Genomic DNA, 18,349 nt, shown 5'->3' with positions numbered 1-18,349 from the left:
CGGAATCATGATCATCGACCTGTTATTAATGGGTGCATTAGGATTTCTCGGAAGTTTTGGTCACTGTTTGGGGATGTGTGGCCCCTTAACCGTTGCTTTTTCTTTTTCCGATCAATCTCTATCCCCTGGCAAAATCCCGTTGCAATTTCACCTGTTATTAAATTTAGGCCGAATTCTCAGTTATGCTTTAGTTGGAGCTATAATTGGCGGGTTAGGTTCGGTTTTAATTGCGAGTGGACAAATGGCGGGAATTGGCAGTATTTTTCGCCAAGGAATTGCTATTTTAACGGGGATCATGTTAATCATTTTAGGACTCGCCCAAATTAATCCCACTGTCTTTCATCGCTTCCCAATTTTCCATCCCTTATCCCCTAAAAATTTACATACTCATCTGAGTAAACTCATGGTGAATGTGTCCTTACAAAATCATGCTTTTACTCCCCTATTATTGGGATTAATTTGGGGGTTTATTCCCTGTGGTTTTCTCTATACAGCCCAAATTAAAGCCGCAGAAACGGGAAATATAGGGTTAGGAATATTAACGATGTTAGCCTTTGGGACAGGAACTTTACCGACTATGTTAGGAGTGGGATTATTAACCGAAAAATTCACCGCCGACCGTCGCAGTCAACTGTTTAGAATGGGAGGATGGATTACTTTATTAATCGGAATTTTAACCGTATTAAGAACAGGAAATCATGTTGATTATACAGGGTATGGATCTTTAATTTGTTTAATGTTAGCCTTAATTGCCCGTCCCATTAGTCGGTTATGGTCATATCCTTTAAAATATAGACGAGTTTTAGGAGTGGGAGCTTTTGTATTAGCAATTGTTCATACAGTGCAAATGTTAGATCATACCTTTCAATGGAATTTAACCGCCTTTGAATTTATGCTCCCTCAACATCAAGGAGGAATTCTGGCGGGAGGGTTAGCATTCATGTTAATGATTCCTGCTGCAATTACCAGCTTTGATTTTATCCAAAATTACTTAGGAATATTCTGGCGTAAAATTCATTTATTAGCAGTTCCCGCGTTAATTTTAGCGGTTATTCATACTCTATTGATTGGGTCTAATTATTGGGGAGGATTTGATGTTACAATTGGGAGTAAATTCAGAGTTGTTATCCTGACCTTTTTAACCTTAGTGGTATTATTGGTTCGGTATCGTCCTGTTTGGTCATTATTTGGGTTAAAAAAATTTTATGTTGCACCCCTACCCCTTAAACAAAAATAAGTCTTTAAAGTTATTATTAATTGTGGGAACATTTCTCTGTTTTCAACCCCTGCAAAAACTTCTCCATTCTAACCCTGCTATTGCTCATGAAGTGGAAGTTTCTGGAGATGTGGCGGTAACGTTCCACTTAGAACCAAATCATAACCCCCGTACAGGCGAAAAAGCAACGATTTGGTTTGCATTAACCCGTCGCGGAGGAAACATTATTCCCCTCTCCCAATGTAATTGTCAACTGGCGATTTATCGAGAACCGCGTTCATCAAATCCTCAACCGTTAATGCAACCCCAATTAAAAGCGATTTCCGTCGAAAAATATCAAGGTATCCCCGGAACAGAAGTAATTTTTCCCCAAGTGGGAAGTTATCAATTAGAATTAACAGGAACTTCCAAAGATAACAAGAGTTTTAAACCGTTTAAAGCTAATTATTCTGTGACAGTTCGATGATTTTTAACCGGATTTTCTCACCCCGTAGGGGCGGGTTCGAGTTAACCTTTACTGCTCACAAACAATCTACCTAAACCCGCCCCTCTTAATTTAAACTATAATATTTAAAAAAAATTAAAACCGAGGTTTATGCAGAAATTAATTCATCGAGTCTGGTTAATTGGAGGAACTAGCGAAAGTGCAATATTAGCTGAGGCGATCGCACAATTGCAAATTGATTGTATTGTTAGTGTGACTACAGAATCAGCAAAATCTCTCTATCCTGAATCTGAATTTTTAACAATTTGGGTAGGTAAATTAGAGGAAAGCAAAATTAGCCAATTTATTAATACTAATAAAATTAACAGGATTTTAGATGCTTCTCATCCCTATGCAGTAGAAATTTCTAAATTAGCGATCGCAATTTCCCAAACCCATAAGATTCCCTATTTACGATATGAACGTCTGGCTATAGTTCCTCAAAATTTAGCTAATATTGTTTATTTAGATAGTGTTGAAACCCTATTAAACGGCGATTATTTAACCGGAAAACGAGTATTACTCACCTTGGGATACAGAATATTAGCTCAATTTACAAAATGGCAAGATCAAGCCCTATTATTTACGCGAATATTACCTTCTTCTGTTGCTTTAGATACAGCTTTGAAAGCCGGATTTACACCGGATCGAATCATTGCCCTTCGTCCTCCTTTCTCCCTAGAATTAGAAACAGCATTATGGCAACATTGGCAGATTTCGCTGGTGGTGACAAAAGCCTCTGGGTCAGCAGGGGGGGAAGATATTAAAATCAATCTAGCCCATCAATTCAACATTCCTTTAATTATTATTCAGCGACCCTTGATTAATTATCCTCAGATGACTCAATCTTTTTCAAATGCTATTAAATTTTGTCAACCCTTAAAGGGGGGATAAAAACCCTATTAACCCGTCTAATCTTTAATCTCCCTAGACCTTGGCCAAAACTTGATGGCGAATTTTCATCGGGTCTTGAAGACTCCGAGCACATCCAACGCCGGACACCGGACACCCGAAAAAGTAGGAGATCGTTGCTGCGGTGATCCCCCTTTCCGATAAGATGGTATACGCGGCATCCAACTAAGGAAAGATAGGATATGAGTGATACGTTTGAAAAAGTGAAGGGAATTGTTAAAGAGCAATTAGACGTTGAGGAAGATAAAATTACTCCATCGGCTAACTTTATCGATGACCTAGGCGCTGATTCTCTGGATACAGTGGAACTGGTCATGGCGTTGGAAGAAGAATTTGAAGTCGAAATTCCTGATGAAGACGCTGAAAATATTAAGACCGTTCAAGACGTTGTAAACTACATCAAGAAGAACGCAGAAAAGGAATAACCCTCAACTGAGGTAAAATCAACAGAACAAGTGGAGGATTAGCCTTCCACCAGTCTCACAGAGATTTTTTACTGCGTCCGACTGTCTGGATTAGGCAATCCCAACCCATCTTAAATAAACTGCTGTTATAAGGTTAGTTTTGCTTCTCACTGACGTTCTGCATTTTGGGTGATTAAATTCTTGAATCGACGAAAATCATGAGTACGATGAATGTTAAGCGCGTTGTTGTAACAGGTTTAGGAGCAATTACTCCGCTTGGAAATACCAAGGCTCAATATTGGGACGGGTTAATCAACGGACGCAATGGAATCGGCCCAATCACCTTATTTGATGCGTCACGCCATGATTGTCGCATTGCGGGTGAAGTCAAGGGATTTGACCCCTGTGATTACATCTCGCGCAAGGAAGCCAAGCGGATGGATCGCTTTGCTCAATTTGCGGTGGCGGGTAGTCAACAAGCCATAGCAGATGCCAAATTCGTGATTAATGACCTAAATGCAGAACAGGTGGGTGTCATTATTGGAACAGGCATTGGCGGACTGAAAGTGCTCGAAGATCAGCAAGAGATCTATTTGACTCGTGGCCCCGATCGCTGTAGTCCTTTTATGATCCCAATGATGATTGCGAATATGGCGGCCGGACTGACGGCGATTCATACGGGAGCCAAAGGGCCAAACTCCTGTTCTGTAACCGCTTGTGCGGCGGGATCAAATTCTGTGGGCGATGCCTTTCGTTTAATTCAACGGGGCTATGCTCAAGCGATGATTTGTGGGGGTACAGAAGCGGCGGTTACACCTTTATCTGTCGCCGGATTTGCCGCAGCACGGGCATTATCGACCCGCAACGATGAACCTCTGAAAGCTTGTCGTCCCTTTGACAAAGATCGAGATGGGTTTGTGATGGGAGAAGGCGCCGGAATTCTGCTGTTAGAAGAATTAGACTGTGCCTTAAGTCGGGGTGCTCACATTTATGCAGAATTGGTGGGTTATGGCATGACCTGTGATGCCTACCACATGACCTCCCCGGTTCCCGGTGGAGAAGGGGCAGCTAGAGCCATCTCCTTAGCGATGAAGGATGCTGGATTAACCCCAGATCAAATTAGTTATATTAATGCTCATGGAACCAGTACCTCTGCTAACGACACTACAGAAACGGCAGCGATTAAAAAGGTATTAGGCGAAAGTGCTTATCAAGTGACCGTAAGTTCTACGAAGTCGATGACGGGTCATTTATTAGGAGGTTCTGGAGGCATTGAAGCGGTAGCAACGGCGATGGCTATTGCTGAGGATCGAGTTCCTCCGACTATTAATTTAGATAACCCAGATCCAGCTTGTGATTTGGATTATGTTCCTCACACCAGTCGCGCCCAAATTGTTAATGTGGCGTTATCCAATTCCTTTGGCTTTGGAGGACATAATGTGACCTTAGCGTTTAAAAAGTTTAAACCCTAACCCCAATGTAGAGGCGTGCCATGGCGCGTCTCTACATTGGGAAAATAGCCACTTGATCAACTTGTTGATGGAGTGGCTGTTGCAGTTATTAAGCTATTCTGTACTCGCGTAACAGGGTAGGATAGAAAAATCAAGAAAATTTAATAATTGTTGTCTTTGTAGTCAACCTAGAGAGGTATCCTTGAGTCATCATCTTGACGCTATTGCTCCCCATGGTGGACATCTGATTAATCGCATTGCCACCCCTGACCAACGGCAGGAATTTTTGGACAAAAGGGAACATTTACCCAGAGTTCAGTTGGATGAGCGCTCGCTCTCTGATTTAGAATTAATTGCCATTGGCGGTTTTAGCCCCTTAACTGGGTTTATGGAACAGGCGGACTATAAAACCGTTGTTGACCAAATGCACCTCAGCAATGGTTTACCTTGGTCAATTCCGATTACTTTGTCTGTGTCTGAAGAGGTAGCCTCAAACCTCAAAGTGGGTTTAGTGCGTTTAGATTCCCCAACGGGTGAATTTGTGGGTGTTTTGGAACTCACCCAAAAATATACCTACGATAAGGAAAAAGAAGCTCTCAACGTTTATCGCACCACAGACGAAAAACATCCAGGGGTGAAAGTCGTTTATGATCAAGGGGGTGTGAATCTTGCTGGCCCGGTTTGGTTATTAGAGCGTCAAGCCCATCCCTATTTCCCAAAATATCAAATTGACCCCGCAGAATCACGGGCGATGTTTCGAGAAAAAGGATGGAAAACGATTGTCGGATTTCAAACTCGAAATCCTATCCATCGAGCCCATGAATATATTCAAAAATGTGCGTTAGAAACCGTTGATGGATTATTTTTGCATCCTTTAGTGGGAGCAACAAAATCCGATGATATTCCGGCAGATGTACGGATGCGCTGCTATGAAATTTTGATTGATCATTACTATCCTAAACAACGGGTGATTTTAGCGATTAATCCGGCTGCGATGCGTTATGCAGGCCCCCGTGAAGCGATTTTTCATGCTATTGTGCGGAAAAATTATGGCTGTACTCACTTTATTGTCGGTCGAGATCATGCCGGGGTGGGCGATTATTATGGCACTTATGATGCTCAATATATTTTCGATGAGTTTGAACCTGGGGAATTAGGCATACTGCCGATGATGTTTGAACACGCTTTTTATTGTACGGTGACAGAAGGCATGGCTACTAGCAAAACCAGTCCTAGCACCCCAGAACAGCGAATTCATTTATCGGGAACTAAGGTGCGAGAATTACTGCGTCGGGGAGAATTACCCCCCCCGCAATTTTCCCGACCCGAAGTTGCTAATGAACTAATTAAAGCCATGAAAACGAATAATCAGTAATCAGTTATCAGTAATCAGTTATTAGTTTTAGAGTTAATATAGCAAGTCTAAATTAGTTTTCTAAATGGCTTGAAATTCAATTCACCCCAAGAGGGGAGATGCCCTTCTAAACTGATAACTGATGACTGATGACTGATAACTGATAACTGATAACTGATTTTTGGTAATGGGATTAAAACGACGGGAATTTTTACAACAGGCTGGCTTGCTGCTGGCGATGCTGGGGATTCATGAAAGATTGTATTATCGTTCATATCAAGCCTTGGCACAGCCAACCCGACGGAAGTTAGCCCTATTGGTAGGAATTAATCAATATCCAACAGTTAATCGGATTGAAGAACCGTTGCAAGGATGTTTAACGGATGTGGAATTGCAACGGAATTTATTAATCTATAAATTTGGGTTTCAACCCGATGATATTGTCACGTTAACCAACGAAGAAGCCACTCGAAATCAGATTGAATCTACATTTATTTCCCATTTAATTGAACAAGCTCAAATGGGGGATTTAGTGCTGTTTCATTTTAGTGGTTATGGCAGTTGTATTCCCCGTTATAACTCGGTTTCTAGTCAACCTCAAATTCAATATTCTTACCTTCCTGTTGATGTCGCGTTATCAGAACAGGAAGCTGTTAATGATATTTTAGAAGATACGTTATGGTTGTTATTGCGATCGCTTTCAACTTCTGATGTCATTACCGTTTTAGATACAAGTTTTATTTATCCGGGTGATCATCAACAAGGGACTCTCAAAATTCGCGCAGTTGACCGTCCAACAACCGTTGAAGTCAACCCCGCAGAACTGGATTTACAAAATCAATTATTATCCCATTTAAGCCTTTCGCGTGAAGAATTAGAACAACGAAAACCGGGGCAATTACCGGGATTAGTTTTAGCCGCATCTAAACCTTCCCAAGTTGCAACAGAAGGTCGCTGGGATGGATTTAATGCAGGATTGTTTACCTATACTTTAACTCAAACTCTCTGGGGGGCAAGTTCAACTGATAACTTACCCGCCCAAATTAGCCGAGTGGCTGGGGAAGTTGAACAAATTGTTGGGCCCTGTCAACAACCCCAACTACGACGCACGTTAACGGGGTCTAATGTTAAAACTGAACGGGAATTTTCTTTGGGGAATTTAGGGGTTAACTTTCATCCCGTTGATGGTGTAATTACTGGCGTTGAAGAAAATGGAAAAACCGCCAAAATTTTATTAACGGGGCTTCCTACTTTTGTCTTGGATTCCTATAGTTTAAATAGTATATTAACGATTATACCAGAGTCTAATACTTTAGAAAATCCTGTCTATTTACAACTGCGTTCCCGCACGGGATTAAATGCCAAAGCGCAAATCAAAACCAGTGATTTAACATCATCTTTCGAGTTACAAACCGGGCAACAGTTACAAGAAGTGATTCGGATTTTACCCCGACAAATTAATTTAAAAATTGCCTTAGACCCTAAATTAAATCGCATTGAACGAGTTGATGCTACCAGTGCTTTTTCGGGGTTTTCTCGGATGACAATTGTAGCCAGTGATCAACCTGCGGATTATTTACTCAGTCGTGTTACTGATACCACTATTGCTCAAGCGTTAAACGCACCCTTATCTCCTTTATTTGAAGGACGATATGGGTTATTTTCCAAGGGTTCAGTATTACTTCCCGATACCGTTGGCGAAGGAGGAGAAGCGGTAAAAATGGCGGTACATCGGTTAATTCCCCAACTCAAAACTCGTTTAGCTATTAAGTTATTACGATTAACAGAAAACGAACGTTCTTCGCAATTAAAAGTCAAAGCAAGTTTAAATTTATTAGCCCCCCAGTCTCAAGTCTTAATCAAACGAGAAACCCAGGGAATTCTCAATCAAGTTAATCGAGAAAACACTCAAACTGTTAATTCTAAATCGAGTTCAAATCAATCTATTATTTCAGCTTCAGAAACTATAGGAATTGTCACGGTTGCTGTGGGAAGTCGGTTACAATATCAACTGCAAAATCAGGGAGATTTTCCGGTTTATTTTCTTCTATTTTATTGCAATAGTGAAGGACAAACTTATATTTTTAATTCGGTTTTTGATCCTCAGCAACAAGAAATTGCAGCCGGAAAATCCCTCAGTTTACCCCCAGCTACTATTTACAGTGGAAATTCTTCAACGGAAATTATTGGAGAACTGGTAAAAGGGCCAGCAGGATTAGCAGAAACTCACGTTATTTTAAGTCAAAATCCTTTCATAACAACTTTAACAAATTTAGATAAAAATGTCAAGAAAAACGAGGGAATATTAAAGTTTAACTTAGTCTCTAATCCTTTGGATCTTGCCGATTCAATTTTACAAGATTTGAGTCTAGGCAGTCAACCCATATTAGATAAAATGGGCATTGTTACTGATGATTTAGCCCTCGATATTAATCGTTGGGCAACATTGAATTTTGTTTATCGGGTTGTGGGGTAGAAATCGGTAATGCAATTTCAGGGCTTAAGCTTAACGATTTAACCAATCTGAAAATTCCTGGCTAAATTGAGACAGGGATAATAAATGAATTCTAGGATATTCTAACGTTAAATCTCGTTCTTTTTGGAGATTATAGCCCCAATCTGCTAAAAATAATTGTACTGAGTTTAAATCCGGTTGTTGTTGCACCGATAATAACGTTTGTAAGCGATCTTCAATAAACCAAATATTCGGAGTCGGTTCAATTGTTGTTAATAATTCGCGTAAAATCTGGGCTTTCGGACGTTTATAACCTTTGCCAAAAATTCGGCCTTCGGGAATTGTAACCCCTTGTTGTTGGAGAAGCGATCGCACAAATCGCTCCTCCTTTGTAGTAATAATATAAACAGGAAAAGACTGTTCAATTAGAGGTTTAATTCGTTCAATCACACCCGGATAAAACCGATGTAATCCTAACCAACCAGACAAATCATTATTAATCCATTGATCTCGAACCCCATCCAAATTAGGGCCCATCACCTCCGCTTTTAATTGTTCTTCCGTGACAATATTGTGAGCAATTGTTGACCAATTCTGTAAAATATCCGTTTCCGAAATCCCCAAAACCAAAGCTCGAATTAAAATCGGCATTTCCCAACCAATTTCAATCACAGGGCGAGTTCGATAGAAAATCGGGGCTAATACTTCGGGTGAAACAGTCTCAGGAGGCGACCACAGTTGACAATAGCTGCGCCATGCGGTTTCAAAATATTCCAACAGTCCATCACAAACAACCCCGTCAAAATCTAGTGCCAGTAAAGTCGGTTTATCGTTTATCATAAAATTTTAATTTGAAATTGACAATTTCAGAATTAACTCAACTTATATTAAATCAACGTTGTTTTATTCCTCTAAAATTTGTAATTGAGGATCGATCGTGGTACAAGCCTTACAACTCGAAACTGAATCCTTCCTTGACCCTCCAATGCCTCCCTATCAGCTTGACGCGGACTTAATCAGGGTGGCTAAACATCTCTATTATGCCTATGTAGAAGTCCATGCTCAACGAATGCGTCGGCCTTTGGGAGTGGCGATCAACCCCAGTAATTATCGCAGTTGCTTATTATTTTCGGGTCAACCGATTTTGCTACCTGGGGAATATTTTATCCCTTTTGAACGCATTGAAGCCGATTTATTTTAGATCCCAGAGACTCTTAGAAACCCGGTTTCTATATAAAGCTTTCGGCGTTTAATCAAGACCCTTTCAGAAACCGGGTTTCTATATAAAGCTTTCGGCGTTTAATCAAGACCCTTTCAGAAACCCGGTTTCTATACAAAGCTTTCGGTGTTTAATCAAGACCCTTTCAGAAACCGGGTTTCTGGTGAATGGTTTTAGCTCCCATTTTAATAGTTAGCATTGAACATGGATATTTTACTGAATTTACCTGCCTATTTGATTGTATTTGCGTTTGGAGCGTCTATCGGCAGTTTTCTCAACGTGGTGATTTATCGAATTCCCGCCCGGTTATCCATCCTGCATCCTCCCTCTCGCTGTCCTCGATGTTTAACGCGGTTAAGTCCCTCAGAAAATATTCCCGTGTTCGGTTGGTTGTGGCTTCAGGGACGCTGTAAACATTGCCATACCCCGATTTCTATCCGCTATCCCCTTGTCGAAGCCGCCACAGGACTCTTATTTTTATTGATATTTTTAATCTCCCCAAACTTCACCCAAACCTTGGGCTATTGGGTGTTATTCAGTTGGTTAATCGCCCTATCCTTAATTGATTTAGATACCTATACCCTGCCTAATGTTCTCACCCAGTCCGGGTTAATATTAGGCCTAGGATTTCAACTAACCCAAGGGTTAAAAGTATCCTCACCCCTGAGTAATGGCTTAATGGTGGGAGTTTTTGGGGCTGTTCTAGGGTTATGGCTATTTGATATGATTTCCTTTGCAGGAACCCTAATTATGGGTCAAACCGCAATGGGGGCCGGAGATAGTAAACTCGCCGCCATGATGGGTGCTTGGTTAGGCTGGAAATATTTACTGGTGGCTGGATTTATCGCCTGTGGGTTAGGGGCTATTGTCGGAGGAGGAGCGATCGCACTCCAATTAATAAATCGCCGTCAACCCATCCCCTTCGGCCCCTTCCTCGCCCTAGCTACCGCTATCACCGCCCTTTGGGGACAAACCCTATTATCAGCCTACCTCAGTCTATTTTTTCCTCTATGAAGCAAGCAGGGGAAGCAGCGCGAGCGTCCTCGCTCGCTAACACTCAACACTCAACAGTCAACAGCCAACCGCCAACAAATTTCTATGTCTTGGATTACGATTAAAACAACAGCCCTGCGATGGGAAGCTGAATTGATGCAGCAGGTGTTAGAAGCGCAGGATATTCCCACGCGGATGATTGACTTGGGGGTGTGTTCTTCCTTGGGAATGGGGAGCCCTGTGGGGTTGCAAGTTCCCCTAGCCCATCAATGGACAGCGTTACTGTTATTAAGTCCGATTGATGAAGAATTAGAATCTGTGGATTGACATCCTCCACTGCCTAAAGGCGAGTGGATTCCCAAACCTCACGATTTAAGTTTCTGCTTCATCCACCGTTGCATACCACAGTTAAAAACCATGTACCGTCTTACACAGAGTCCACAGACTTTTATTCCCCTTTCAGAAAATCCGATCCCGATAGTCCATCGGTACGGTGTCAGCAAAAGCTTTTTGTACTTGTTGCTTAAAGTTTTTACCTGTACAAGCATTTCTGTACAGAACCCCCTAACTTGAGTTTTCAAGGTGGATTGCCTACTGCTTGGTTTTCGCTTTTCGGCGATTCAAGTTTACCACACAAACAAAATATAAAGCCGTCCTCAAAGGACGGGGTTTTTACCCAAATTTTCGATAACGTGATTGATCTGATGTAGATCGTTCTATTATGGTATAGATTTAAAATTCAATCCTGGGGCTAACGGGAATTCCCCAAATTTCCAAATGCCTCATTTTTTAAATTAAAAACTGAAAGGTCAAAACAATCTTTAATGTCTCTATTTGATTGGTTCGCAAATCGGCGCAAATCATTACCCAGCAGTCCTGAACCCCAGGAACGTGAAATTGCTGATGGGTTATGGGTGAAGTGCGAACACTGTAATGCTTTAACTTATGCCAAAGACCTACAAGCTAATAACATGGTTTGTTTGGAATGTGGTCATCATTTCCAGGTACATAGTGATGAGCGTATTCAGCAACTCATTGATCCCAATACCTGGATGCCCCTAGATGCCGAAATGTGTGCCGTTGATCCGCTCAAATTCCGCGATCGCAAATCCTACAGTGATCGACTGCGGGAAACGCGGGAAAAAACCGGGTTATCCGATGCGGTACAAACGGGAGTCGGGTTACTCGATGGAGAAACCGTTGCCCTCGGTGTCATGGACTTCCGGTTTATGGGCGGAAGCATGGGCTCTGTGGTCGGGGAAAAACTCACCCGATTAATTGAACACGGTACACAAGAACGCTATCCGGTGATCATTATTTGTGCATCGGGAGGCGCGAGAATGCAGGAAGGAATGTTGAGCCTGATGCAGATGGCGAAAATTTCCGCCGCTTTGCAACGGCATCAAAAAGCCCGACTCCTGTATATTCCCGTTCTCACCCATCCCACCACCGGAGGGGTGACGGCGAGTTTTGCCATGTTAGGGGATATGATTTTAGCCGAACCGAAAGCGACGATTGGTTTTGCGGGCAGACGGGTCATCGAACAAACCCTCCGGGAAAAGTTACCCGATGACTTCCAAACCTCAGAATACTTATTAAGCTATGGGTTTGTCGATGCGATTATTGCGCGTACCCAACTTAAGAAAACCTTAGCGCAACTGATTCGCCTCCATCGTCCCCCCCAAAATTCCAGTCCTTTTTCCCATTGTCCAGAAGTTAAATCCTTAACTTCCCCCCATCCCGAAGTAGACCTAAACCATGAAGTCTCACCGTCAAAGTCTGTCTAAGAAAGTGGAACAGGCATCTTGTCTGTTACCTGTTACCTGTTACCTGTTACCCCAGAAAGAAAATTAGCTGTTTTCAGAGATACCAAACGTTCCTATAATTTTTGATCAAGACCTGTCAGCAACTAGACTCATGGGTTTTGCCGATCTGTCCATTACAGAAATAGCAGAGGACTACAATCTCCCCGTTGAGACTGTACTCAAACTGTGCGATCAGTTGGGAATTGCTTATCAACATTCTCAAACCCGTTTGGCTCTTGAGGATGCTAAAGCCTTGATGTCCTACATCATTGCTGAACGCCAGTCCCCAGAGTCCAACGAGTTCGATGAACCTTAACCCTTTTGAGTTTAAAGGCATTGAAGCAAGAATCTGTGAAATTATATTTCGCGGACGGTCAAAAATGGTAAATAACAATAGACGATTGACAAGTAACGATCAGCCAATGACCGGGATCAGGTACATTGAACACTTGAACCGAAACTGAACTGACTTCTGCTTGCGGATAAAGCCAAAACTGGATTGAGCCTTCAATAATTACTTAGCTATAAGGAGAACCATGCTAAAAAGATACTTTTGGCTGGCAGTAGCCACTGTATTCTTCACCTTTCAACTATTTGTCAATAATGCCAATGCGGTAGAATTGACCAAAGAACTTCGGACTTTACCTCTGAATGAACAAGGGGAAACCGTTGTCCTGAGTGAAAGAGAAATTCAAAAAGGCAAAAGCTTATTCAATAAGGCTTGTGCTTCATGCCACGCTTTAGGGATGACAAAAACGAATCCTGACATTAACCTCAGTCCTGCAACCTTAGCAGGTGCGTCTCCCTCCCGCGATAATATTGAGGCTCTGATTGACTTTATGAAAAATCCCACAACCTATGATGGGTTGGAGGAAATTTCTGAAACCCATCCCAGCACCAAGAGTTCAGATGTTTTCGTTGTCATGCGGAATCTGACAGAAGATGATTTATACAATCTGGCTGGCTATCTGTTAATAGAACCCAAAGTTCGTACTGAACAATGGGGTGGTGGAAAATACCTCCGCTAACATCCGTTAAAACCTGATAATTTTAGACTTTAGGTTTTGGGTTTTAGATGATCGAGAGGTTTGGGTCTTTTCTCTGCCAAGAGTTGAGAAAGCAACACAAAATCATCTTTAGTCTAAAGTCTAAAGTCTAAAATTTTGAGGAATTGCTGAACTTAAACAGGAAACATATCTTCCTGCTATATCACCAGTTTTTTATTCGTTCTTTATTGATAATGGGGAGTCCAACAAGAGCAACAAACCCCTTCATTTTGAATCTGAATCTTGATGATTGCTTTTAAGTTTCAATCTGAACTTAAATAAACGGATGGGTAGTCTATTGTTCGTTTCATTACCAACAAAAAACTACCCAAAGATTGATCATTAATTAATTCTAAAAAATTAGAGTTACTAAACTCCAATTATTTAGTTAGAACGATTTGTCCCACCATACCAGCACCGCGATGGGGTTCACAGTAGAAGGGATAAACACCAGCAGGCATATCATCGGTAAAAGCAATTTCAAAAGATTCACCCGGACTGAAAAGGGATTTCTTATGAGAAAGCTTTTCAGCAACGCCAGCATCAGCAGATTTGGCTTTATCAACAACCATATTATGGGGAGGAAGTTTGTTATTGACAAACTTAATACTATCGCCGGATTTTACCGTGATTTTGCTAGGCACAAATTGTAACATTCCACTATCAGCACCCATTTTAACAGTATAGGTTTCTGCGGAAGCGGAAGCAGCACCGAAAACAAACGTGCTAATCATTAAAAAGGCCACAGACAGAACAAGAGCGACCTGCTTGGACAGTGAAACAATTCGATTCATAAGTTGCCTCTAAAAAATGTGACTTTCTAAGTTCTAAGGAACATCTTACCACGAACTATGACGATCTGTCGTACTAATAGATGACCCTGGCAATTGCGGAACAAATCTGTCACAATTTTCTCTAATCACTGTTATCGTCCCCTACCCGAATCTCAAGAATGGCAAAAAAGCAAAAATTCCCTTATCTGTTAGGATCAAAATGGACAGCAAATCAAAAAAACTGGGGTTGGAGGCATTTCCAAGTGGTTAACCGCAAAAATCAAGGAAAATGGGTATTTGCTGAACTCGTAGCCTCCTGTGACCCAACAGTACGATTTTGGTTAAATGCCCAACAACTTCAAGATCGTGCGTTATGGCAACCGGGATGGCAATCTACACAGGAACTTGAAGACATTGATTAATCCTAAAAAAGTGTAATTTCACGATTTTTGCTCCCCTATCGTTAATCTAATCTAATAGACATGAATTCCCCGCAACTTCAGGCTACCCTTGAGCTTTTGCAGCAGGCTACCCAACATCTCCAAAATCTGTTACAAAACCCTATTTCTGAAAGCAATAACCGGGAGATTATTCAGGAAGTGGAAACTCAGTTAACTCAAGCTTTAATCACATTAAAAACACCGACTAATCCTCCTAATTTAGATCATGTTCCTCCTGAGATTTTACAACAAGTTCAAGCTTTGGGACTTCCCCTAGAAAATCTCGATATTCAGATGGCTTTATCCAACCATCATCTCAGTCAAATTATCGGAATTTTAACCGAAATTCAGAATAAATCTGAACAGATTAGAAACAGACGAGACTATTTTTTAGATCGTCTTCCTCAAATGCCAATTGAGAAGTTAGGCCCTAGAGTTCCTATTGTTACGGCGGCAGATTTTTTACCCGATTATGAACCTTTACCTAAAGATAAACGAGAAGAATTAATAGTTAAATATAATATTGATAAATTAATTCAAAGACGACAGCAATCTCGTTCTTCATTATTTGCAAAAATTAAACAAGCGGAATCGTTTCTGAACTCCCAAAGTAAACCCTTAGAAAATTCTCCAGAAGGGGAAGAAGATTTACGTTTTTAATTTGCGATATAATAGAATAATATCCCCTGTTTTTATAAAGGAGTAAAAAATGTCTCAACCTGGTGCTCAACATCCCTCAACTCCCGATGAATCTCCTAAGTCTGGAGAGGCGTTAGAAATTGTTAGTATTGATATTAATAAATCTCAAGCAAAGATTTCACATCAAGAAGGTTTATCTCAAGATCAACTCAATCAAGTTACTGACAAAATTAACGCGGATTTCCAAGAAAATAAAGATCCAAACTGGCGAGTTGAAACCAATGGGGATGAAACTAAAGTTAAGGTTGATTTAGATTAAAAACCGTAGGGTAATTTAGGGAATGCGATCGCCGTTTCTGTTTTTCCTGACCCGGTGGGGCACAAAGGAGAAGGTTTTGGCGGTTGAGGAGATGGGCGATCGTTTGCTGTTGGAAGTGACGAGGGGGGTAGGGGATGAGTGCGATCGCATTTTATCGTTTTGGTGGTCTAGCCCAAGCAGCAGAATTACCTCCTTCAGAGTTACCCTTTGGCTTTTGTTGTTGTTTAGATGGCTGATCTTTTGTGATTTGCTTATCCTTATTTTGCCCTTGAAGTATAAGTTTAGGAGTGTTACTAGCACTACCATCAGTACCACTAGGTTTACTTATTTGTAATGGAGTAGGTAATACAGGACGGTTTTGATACTCTTTCGCTTTGATAGTCATGTACCGCGTTTGTTCTGCATCTGGAGTTTGATCGCACCGCAACATTGCTAATAACATTTCAATTCGTCGTGTTTCCTTGAAGCTGGTAGCTTTCGTTTTGTCTGGACGTTCTCGATCTTTGTCACTAATTCCCTTTTCTGAATCGAACATAAAATCTTCAAACGCTTTTACACACTCTTTCTCGCGTTTAGCAGTCTCCGCTTGGTTTTCTTCCCCAGTTTTCCATTGATCGCCATCGAATAGATTGCTATAACGAGAAGTGCGATCGCTCAGATGCAAATTATAATCAATCTTAACTGCACCCATTCCCAATGGTTTACCCATCCCTAGAGAAAAGCAGTATTTTTCATTTTTTTTTCCAGTTACCAGTTGTTGCGATTTATCGCTGCTAAGACTTAGCACCCATAACAATGCACCCAATTCAACATCACTCAAATTTTCAAAGTAAACATCAAACTTAAAAGTCACCCCTTTTTTAATAGGTTCAATTTGAGTTGTCTGAGTATTCAAATTTTCTTCAGAAGAATGAATAATTTTTCTAGAAGAATTAATGACTCTTTTGGTAGGCGAAGCAGGAAGTTCAAAATCTGGGTCATCTCCTTTATGCCAGTATAACTTATGACCTCGAATTACAGTTTCTTCAAGAGGTTCACTAGCATAGTGTTTAAGCTTTAATTGATCTGCATTTGGTTGAACTAGATAATGTGGAAAGTAGCTGGGTTTTGGTTCAGATAATATTTGAGGAGTTACAGGAGTTTCACTATAGAATATACCATTTTGATTACTTTCATATAAAGCATCTGTAACAAAAATACGGCTTGATCTCTGTTTATCAAAACCGTCAGGTAGTCTTTCATTTTCAGACTCTTGCTTAATCCAACCAAATATAGCATCAGCTAAATCAATTGAAGCTAATTTTCTTAAATTTTTAGGAATAAAATCTAATACAGTAGTAGCATGACCATTACCTTCTGGAGAATACGGTATACGAAAATTAGGACTTTGACCAAAAAATCCAACTGTTTTGCTCTGACCATCGTGATAGTAAAACACTGGATGACCTTCTTCTAATACTCCCCAATCTTTATCAAAGGGTGATTCTTTCTGAAACTCAGTCAAAGCATTACGGTAATGTTCAATCGCTGTATCATCTATGGGTAATGGCTTGGCACTTTTACTCTCAGGGAAAACTATGCAGTGATTACGGCGAGGTGAATCTTCATCTGCTTGTTTCATGTTTCCACTGGTAACAAGTTTACTAATTGGCTCACTTTCCTGTAAATTAATATTCGATGCAAACCAAGGTTTAGCAATAACTCTACCATTTTTTTTAACTTCTTTTTGTTCTAAAGAATTATAGCTAACATCAAAATACTGGGGTTCATAACCATCACTATTAAATCTTTTAAATCTAGGTAGATTCGCAAGCTCACTTTCTTCAACCCAAGCAAAAGTTACGCTTTCATCTTCAGTAGCAGGTTGAATATACCATTTCTGACCATCTTGTTTTAAATAACCAGCTTTAACAATTTCAGGCTTAACATATTGTTTATATTCTTTTCCCCAAGATTCTTTACTCGGATTTGATCCTACTGCACGAAAAAATAATCGTTGATGTCCAGAGACTCTTTCAATTTTACTAAAACTCACAATTTCAACTAAAGTTCGCAACATCCCTCGTAAGCTACTACCAGGGATGACAGGTTTTTTAGATTTACTAGATGGATCGGTATAGAAAAACTCTGGTAAATCTTTAGATTCTTTACCTGATTCAAACTCGTCGGTAGTTAATCCACAACGAGTATACAAAGGAGATTCTGTTGTTAAAATACATTCAATTCTTCCGGTATGTCGATTTAGATGATAGCGATCGCCTTCTGGTAAAGGTCGTTCAGCTTCAACAACTTTTTCTGGTAATTCTACAAAATTGTAGGGTGCGATCGCTCTACGTTTTGGATCGGTAATATTATCAATATGTCTAGGATTCATTTACTTATCCTCCCAATATTTTTTATATAAAAGTACATCAGTTTGAACATCAAATTGCCAAGTCTCAGGAAACTCTGTTTGTTTATACTCAAATCGAACACTCTCTAGCGCATTAGCATAGACTTTAGCTAATATTTCTGCTAGATAAGGTTTGAGACTGGGAGAGTCTTCCAATAAATACCGAATTTGTCGCCGTTGTTCAATAATCGTTACTTCCCACTCATTGAAATTTTCTGGACTATTGACATATATTCGCTGGAGAATATGAGCAAGCATTACCATCAATCTATTTCTTAATTCTCGGCGATCGCTTCTTCCCAAACTTTCCACCTCCTCAATTAAATTATCAAAATCTAGGTAATCAAGCTCCCGCTTTCTAAGTTTAGCCACAGTATCTTCACACCAGGCTACAAAATCTTGTTCATAAAGCGTATCGTTTTTGGGTATTATTTCAGCCATGCTCTT

General features: G+C 40.6%; 20 protein-coding genes. 16 read left to right on the top strand and 4 right to left on the bottom strand.

The window, feature by feature from the left end:
• The first annotated feature begins 7 nt into the window (after positions 1–7).
• From PL8927_RS27120 to PL8927_RS27090, 7 genes are all read left to right on the top strand, one after another.
• The gene (locus PL8927_RS27120; protein WP_331281866.1) at positions 8–1,237 is read left to right on the top strand and encodes an urease accessory protein UreH domain-containing protein; all 1,230 of its coding nucleotides are present in this window, start codon (positions 8–10) and stop codon (positions 1,235–1,237) included.
• Entirely contained in the window at positions 1,206–1,682 is a 477-nt protein-coding gene (locus PL8927_RS27115; RefSeq protein ID WP_083627014.1) for a hypothetical protein, read from the top strand. The genes PL8927_RS27120 and PL8927_RS27115 overlap by 32 nt, the downstream gene beginning before the upstream one ends.
• Positions 1,683–1,811: 129 nt before the next feature.
• Positions 1,812–2,594, top strand: a complete 783-nt coding sequence (locus tag PL8927_RS27110; protein ID WP_197047571.1) for a cobalt-precorrin-6A reductase — start codon at positions 1,812–1,814, stop codon at positions 2,592–2,594.
• Positions 2,595–2,794: 200 nt separating this feature from the next.
• On the top strand, positions 2,795–3,037 hold the full coding sequence (locus PL8927_RS27105) for an acyl carrier protein (protein WP_083627013.1): 243 nt from the start codon (positions 2,795–2,797) through the stop codon (positions 3,035–3,037).
• A 197-nt stretch (positions 3,038–3,234) separates the two neighbouring features.
• A complete protein-coding gene (gene fabF / locus PL8927_RS27100) occupies positions 3,235–4,488 on the top strand; it encodes a beta-ketoacyl-ACP synthase II (protein WP_083627012.1) in 1,254 nt (417 codons plus the stop codon).
• A 181-nt stretch (positions 4,489–4,669) separates the two neighbouring features.
• The gene (gene sat / locus PL8927_RS27095; protein ID WP_083627011.1) at positions 4,670–5,842 is read left to right on the top strand and encodes a sulfate adenylyltransferase; all 1,173 of its coding nucleotides are present in this window, start codon (positions 4,670–4,672) and stop codon (positions 5,840–5,842) included.
• A 166-nt stretch (positions 5,843–6,008) separates the two neighbouring features.
• Positions 6,009–8,297, top strand: coding sequence for a caspase family protein (locus PL8927_RS27090; RefSeq protein ID WP_083627010.1), 2,289 nt, complete (start codon positions 6,009–6,011; stop codon positions 8,295–8,297).
• A gap of 30 nt (positions 8,298–8,327) precedes the next feature.
• On the opposite strand, the gene PL8927_RS27085 is transcribed toward PL8927_RS27090, so the two are convergent.
• A complete protein-coding gene (locus PL8927_RS27085; protein ID WP_197047570.1) occupies positions 8,328–9,116 on the bottom strand; it encodes an HAD family hydrolase in 789 nt (262 codons plus the stop codon).
• Between the two features lie 97 nt (positions 9,117–9,213).
• Between PL8927_RS27085 and PL8927_RS27080 the strand changes: the two genes are divergently transcribed.
• The 6 genes from PL8927_RS27080 (at position 9,214) to psbV (ending at position 13,321) form a co-directional block, all read left to right on the top strand.
• Complete coding sequence (locus tag PL8927_RS27080) at positions 9,214–9,477, top strand: hypothetical protein (protein WP_231506159.1); 264 nt, start codon at positions 9,214–9,216, stop codon at positions 9,475–9,477.
• Positions 9,478–9,699: 222 nt separating this feature from the next.
• Entirely contained in the window at positions 9,700–10,509 is an 810-nt protein-coding gene (locus PL8927_RS27075) for a prepilin peptidase (protein WP_083627009.1), read from the top strand.
• An 84-nt stretch (positions 10,510–10,593) separates the two neighbouring features.
• On the top strand, positions 10,594–10,815 hold the full coding sequence (locus tag PL8927_RS27070) for a hypothetical protein (RefSeq protein WP_197047569.1): 222 nt from the start codon (positions 10,594–10,596) through the stop codon (positions 10,813–10,815).
• Positions 10,816–11,312: 497 nt separating this feature from the next.
• Positions 11,313–12,275 carry an acetyl-CoA carboxylase, carboxyltransferase subunit beta gene (accD, locus tag PL8927_RS27065; RefSeq protein ID WP_083627007.1) on the top strand — a complete coding sequence of 321 codons (963 nt, stop codon included), beginning with the start codon at positions 11,313–11,315 and terminating at the stop codon, positions 12,273–12,275.
• Between the two features lie 130 nt (positions 12,276–12,405).
• Positions 12,406–12,609, top strand: a complete 204-nt coding sequence (locus PL8927_RS27060) for a translation initiation factor IF-2 (RefSeq protein WP_083627006.1) — start codon at positions 12,406–12,408, stop codon at positions 12,607–12,609.
• A gap of 220 nt (positions 12,610–12,829) precedes the next feature.
• Positions 12,830–13,321 carry a photosystem II cytochrome c-550 gene (gene psbV, locus PL8927_RS27055; protein ID WP_083627005.1) on the top strand — a complete coding sequence of 164 codons (492 nt, stop codon included), beginning with the start codon at positions 12,830–12,832 and terminating at the stop codon, positions 13,319–13,321.
• 398 nt (positions 13,322–13,719) lie between these two features.
• Here psbV and petE read toward each other — a convergent pair whose 3' ends face one another.
• Positions 13,720–14,133 carry a plastocyanin gene (petE, locus tag PL8927_RS27050; RefSeq protein WP_083627004.1) on the bottom strand — a complete coding sequence of 138 codons (414 nt, stop codon included), beginning with the start codon at positions 14,131–14,133 and terminating at the stop codon, positions 13,720–13,722.
• 158 nt (positions 14,134–14,291) lie between these two features.
• On the opposite strand from petE, the gene PL8927_RS27045 reads away from it, so the two are divergent.
• Genes PL8927_RS27045 through PL8927_RS27035 form a run of 3 tightly spaced genes read left to right on the top strand, consistent with a single transcriptional unit; the run spans position 14,292 to position 15,510 of the window.
• Entirely contained in the window at positions 14,292–14,534 is a 243-nt protein-coding gene (locus PL8927_RS27045; RefSeq protein ID WP_083627003.1) for a TIGR02450 family Trp-rich protein, read from the top strand.
• A 60-nt stretch (positions 14,535–14,594) separates the two neighbouring features.
• On the top strand, positions 14,595–15,212 hold the full coding sequence (locus tag PL8927_RS27040) for a hypothetical protein (protein WP_083627002.1): 618 nt from the start codon (positions 14,595–14,597) through the stop codon (positions 15,210–15,212).
• A 49-nt stretch (positions 15,213–15,261) separates the two neighbouring features.
• Positions 15,262–15,510, top strand: a complete 249-nt coding sequence (locus PL8927_RS27035) for a hypothetical protein (RefSeq protein WP_083627001.1) — start codon at positions 15,262–15,264, stop codon at positions 15,508–15,510.
• Between the two features lie 151 nt (positions 15,511–15,661).
• Here the strand turns inward: PL8927_RS27035 and PL8927_RS27030 are convergent, their stop codons facing one another.
• Together PL8927_RS27030 and PL8927_RS27025 are read right to left on the bottom strand one after the other, a co-directional pair.
• Positions 15,662–17,884, bottom strand: coding sequence for a TIGR03986 family type III CRISPR-associated RAMP protein (locus tag PL8927_RS27030; protein WP_083627000.1), 2,223 nt, complete (start codon positions 17,882–17,884; stop codon positions 15,662–15,664).
• Positions 17,885–18,343: a DUF29 domain-containing protein gene (locus PL8927_RS27025; RefSeq protein ID WP_083626999.1), complete on the bottom strand. Its 459-nt coding sequence runs from the start codon at positions 18,341–18,343 to the stop codon at positions 17,885–17,887. It lies immediately after the preceding gene.
• Positions 18,344–18,349: the final 6 nt, after the last annotated feature.

This window comes from Planktothrix serta PCC 8927, from assembly GCF_900010725.2.
Taxonomy (GTDB): Bacteria; Cyanobacteriota; Cyanobacteriia; order Cyanobacteriales; family Microcoleaceae; genus Planktothrix; species Planktothrix serta.
The sequence above is the reverse complement of the archived record's forward strand: the minus strand, read 5'-3'. Positions and strand labels throughout refer to the sequence as shown.

What these genes read in the sequence shown, in the direction of transcription:
- PL8927_RS27085 (WP_197047570.1), bottom strand. Translation starts at nt 9,116, where the DNA reads ATGATAAACGATAAACCGACTTTACTGGCACTAGATTTTGACGGGGTT.
- fabF (WP_083627012.1), top strand. Translation starts at nt 3,235, where the DNA reads ATGAGTACGATGAATGTTAAGCGCGTTGTTGTAACAGGTTTAGGAGCA.
- PL8927_RS27035 (WP_083627001.1), top strand. Translation starts at nt 15,262, where the DNA reads ATGTCTCAACCTGGTGCTCAACATCCCTCAACTCCCGATGAATCTCCT.
- PL8927_RS27040 (WP_083627002.1), top strand. Translation starts at nt 14,595, where the DNA reads ATGAATTCCCCGCAACTTCAGGCTACCCTTGAGCTTTTGCAGCAGGCT.
- PL8927_RS27070 (WP_197047569.1), top strand. Translation starts at nt 10,594, where the DNA reads ATGTCTTGGATTACGATTAAAACAACAGCCCTGCGATGGGAAGCTGAA.
- PL8927_RS27110 (WP_197047571.1), top strand. Translation starts at nt 1,812, where the DNA reads ATGCAGAAATTAATTCATCGAGTCTGGTTAATTGGAGGAACTAGCGAA.
- accD (WP_083627007.1), top strand. Translation starts at nt 11,313, where the DNA reads ATGTCTCTATTTGATTGGTTCGCAAATCGGCGCAAATCATTACCCAGC.
- petE (WP_083627004.1), bottom strand. Translation starts at nt 14,133, where the DNA reads ATGAATCGAATTGTTTCACTGTCCAAGCAGGTCGCTCTTGTTCTGTCT.
- psbV (WP_083627005.1), top strand. Translation starts at nt 12,830, where the DNA reads ATGCTAAAAAGATACTTTTGGCTGGCAGTAGCCACTGTATTCTTCACC.
- PL8927_RS27090 (WP_083627010.1), top strand. Translation starts at nt 6,009, where the DNA reads ATGGGATTAAAACGACGGGAATTTTTACAACAGGCTGGCTTGCTGCTG.
- PL8927_RS27120 (WP_331281866.1), top strand. Translation starts at nt 8, where the DNA reads ATGATCATCGACCTGTTATTAATGGGTGCATTAGGATTTCTCGGAAGT.
- PL8927_RS27115 (WP_083627014.1), top strand. Translation starts at nt 1,206, where the DNA reads ATGTTGCACCCCTACCCCTTAAACAAAAATAAGTCTTTAAAGTTATTA.
- PL8927_RS27075 (WP_083627009.1), top strand. Translation starts at nt 9,700, where the DNA reads ATGGATATTTTACTGAATTTACCTGCCTATTTGATTGTATTTGCGTTT.
- PL8927_RS27045 (WP_083627003.1), top strand. Translation starts at nt 14,292, where the DNA reads ATGGCAAAAAAGCAAAAATTCCCTTATCTGTTAGGATCAAAATGGACA.
- PL8927_RS27105 (WP_083627013.1), top strand. Translation starts at nt 2,795, where the DNA reads ATGAGTGATACGTTTGAAAAAGTGAAGGGAATTGTTAAAGAGCAATTA.
- PL8927_RS27025 (WP_083626999.1), bottom strand. Translation starts at nt 18,343, where the DNA reads ATGGCTGAAATAATACCCAAAAACGATACGCTTTATGAACAAGATTTT.
- PL8927_RS27060 (WP_083627006.1), top strand. Translation starts at nt 12,406, where the DNA reads ATGGGTTTTGCCGATCTGTCCATTACAGAAATAGCAGAGGACTACAAT.
- PL8927_RS27030 (WP_083627000.1), bottom strand. Translation starts at nt 17,884, where the DNA reads ATGAATCCTAGACATATTGATAATATTACCGATCCAAAACGTAGAGCG.